The organism is Pseudomonas sp. HMSC066A08, assembly GCF_001813025.1.
Taxonomy (GTDB): Bacteria; Pseudomonadota; Gammaproteobacteria; order Pseudomonadales; family Pseudomonadaceae; genus Pseudomonas; species Pseudomonas aeruginosa.
This window is the reverse complement of sequence record NZ_KV811295.1, coordinates 141,897-144,783: the sequence shown is the minus strand read 5'-3', so window position 1 is coordinate 144,783 and position 2,887 is coordinate 141,897. Positions and strand designations below refer to the sequence as shown.

General features: G+C 65.8%; 2 protein-coding genes. Both read left to right on the top strand.

Annotated elements, in window-relative coordinates:
- The coding region (locus tag HMPREF2886_RS12705; protein WP_049263471.1) for a phenylacyl-CoA dehydrogenase at window positions 1–1,313 on the top strand (1,313 nt) is incomplete at its 5' end.
- Window positions 1,314–1,525: 212 nt separating this feature from the next.
- On the top strand, window positions 1,526–2,887 hold a 1,362-nt coding region (locus HMPREF2886_RS12700; protein ID WP_070747471.1), incomplete at its 3' end, for an acyl-CoA dehydrogenase family protein.

Here is a 2,887-nt window from a genome sequence, read left to right as displayed (position 1 = left end):
TGACCGAGCCGCACTGCGGCACCGACCTGGGCATGCTGCGCACCAAGGCCGAGCCGCAGGCCGACGGCAGCTACAAGGTCACCGGCACCAAGATCTTCATCTCCGCCGGCGAGCACGACATGGCCGACAACATCGTCCATATCGTCCTGGCCCGCCTGCCCGACGCCCCGCAGGGCACCAAGGGCATCTCGCTGTTCATCGTGCCGAAGTTCCTGCCCAACGCCGAAGGCAACGCCGGCGAGCGCAACGCGGTTTCCTGTGGTTCCATCGAGCACAAGATGGGCATCCACGGCAACGCCACCTGCGTGATGAACTTCGACGCCGCCACCGGCTTCCTGATCGGCCCGCCGAACAAGGGCCTGAACTGCATGTTCACCTTCATGAACACCGCTCGCCTGGGTACCGCGCTGCAAGGCCTGGCCCATGCCGAAGTCGGTTTCCAGGGCGGCATCGCCTATGCTCGCGAGCGTCTGCAGATGCGCTCGCTGACCGGTCCGAAGGCGCCCGAGAAGCCCGCCGACCCGATCATCGTGCATCCTGACGTGCGCCGCATGCTGCTGACCATGAAGGCCTTCGCCGAAGGCAATCGCGCGATGCTGTACTTCGCCGCCAAGCAGGTCGACATCGTCCAGCGCAGCCAGGACGAAGAGCAGAAGAAAGCCGCCGACTCGATGCTGGCCTTCCTCACGCCGATCGCCAAGGCGTTCATGACCGAAGTCGGCTTCGAGTCCGCCAACCACGGCGTGCAGATCTTCGGCGGCCACGGTTTCATCGCCGAGCACGGCATGGAGCAGAACGTCCGCGACAGCCGCATCTCGATGCTGTACGAAGGCACCACCGGCGTTCAGGCCCTCGACCTGCTGGGTCGCAAGGTGCTGATGACCCAGGGCGAGGCGCTGAAGGGCTTCACCAAGATCGTGCACAAGTTCTGCCAGGCCAACGAAGCCAACGAAGCCGTCAAGGAATTCGTCGCTCCGCTGGCGCAACTGAACAAGGAGTGGGGCGACCTGACCATGAAGGTCGGCATGGCCGCCATGAAGGATCGCGAGGAAGTCGGCGCCGCTTCGGTGGACTACCTGATGTACTCCGGCTACGCCTGCCTGGCCTACTTCTGGGCCGACATGGCGCGTCTGGCCGCCGAGAAGCTGGCCGCCGGTACCGGCGAGGAAGCCTTCTACAAGGCCAAGCTGCAGACCGCGCGCTTCTACTTCCAGCGCATCCTGCCGCGTACCCGCGCCCACGTCGCCGCCATGCTGTCCGGCGCCAACAACCTGATGGAGATGGCCGAGGAAGATTTCGCCCTCGGTTACTGATGGCACGGGCCGCTGGCGGCCCGCTCCCCAGGTGAGAAAGAGCCCGCCCTTCGGCGGGCTTTTTCATGCCTGCGATCTGCCGCATCCTGGCCTTCCGACCTTGGGGTTATGGCGTTGCATTCAGCGTCCGCAGCGTGATTGTAGGCGCCCGCCCGGCGCAGTAGCTTCGAGGGATTCGCGCCTGTGGGGCGCCCCTGCCGAGGAGAACAGAGATGCCGGAATACAAGGCTCCGCTGCGCGACATGCGCTTCCTGATCGATGAGGTATTCGACTTCCATGGGCGTTACCAGGCGCTCGGCGCCAGCGACGCGACCCCGGACATGGTGGCGGCGATCCTCGATGAAGGGTCGAAATTCTGCGAACAGGTTCTGGCGCCGCTGAACCGCTCCGGCGACGAAGAGGGCTGCCACTTCGACAACGGCGTGGTGACCACGCCCAAGGGCTTCAAGGAAGCCTATGCACAGTACGTCGAGGGTGGCTGGAACGGTGTCGCCAGCGATCCCGCGTACGGCGGCCAGGGCCTGCCGCACTCGCTGGGTCTGCTGCTCAGCGAGATGATCGGCGCCAGCAACGTCTCCTGGGGCATGTACCCGGGCCTGACCCGCGGCGCCATGTCGGCGATCCACGCCCACGGCAGCCAGGCGCAGAAGGACCTCTACCTGGCGCGGATGACCGCCGGCACCTGGACCGGCACCATGTGCCTGACCGAGCCGCACTGCGGCACCGACCTGGGCATCATCAAGACCCGCGCGGTGCCGAACGCCGATGGCAGCCATGCGATCAGCGGGACGAAGATCTTCATCTCCGCCGGCGAGCACGACCTGAGCGAGAACATCGTCCACCTGGTGCTGGCCAAGCTGCCCGATGCGCCGGCCGGAACCAAGGGTATCTCGCTGTTCATCGTGCCGAAGTTCCTTCCCGATGCCGAAGGCAACGTGGGCGTGCGCAACGCGGTCTCCTGTGGCTCCATCGAGCACAAGATGGGGATCAAGGCCTCGGCCACCTGCGTGATGAATTTCGATGGCGCCACCGGCTACCTGATCGGCGAGCCGAACAAGGGCCTGCACTGCATGTTCACCATGATGAACCACGCCCGCCTGGGCACCGGAATGCAGGGCCTGTGCCTTGGCGAGACCAGTTACCAGGGCGCCGTGCGCTACGCCCGGGAGCGCTTGCAGATGCGCTCGCTGACCGGGCCGAAGGCGCCGGACAAGCCGGCCGACCCGATCATCGTGCACCCCGACGTGCGGCGCATGCTGCTGACCATGAAGGCGTTCAACGAAGGCAACCGCGCGCTGGCCTACTTCACCGCCCAGTTGCTCGACACCGAGCACCTGTCGCAGGACGCCGCCGAGCGCGAGCGGGCCGCCGACCTGCTGGCCTTCCTGACGCCGATCTGCAAGGCCTTCATGACCGAGACCGGGCAAGAGGTGACCAACCTCGGCATGCAGGTCTACGGCGGCCACGGCTACATCCGCGAGTGGGGCATGGAGCAGTTGGTCCGCGATTGCCGCATCGCACAGATCTACGAAGGCACCAACGGCATCCAGGCCCTCGACCTGCTCGGCCGCAAG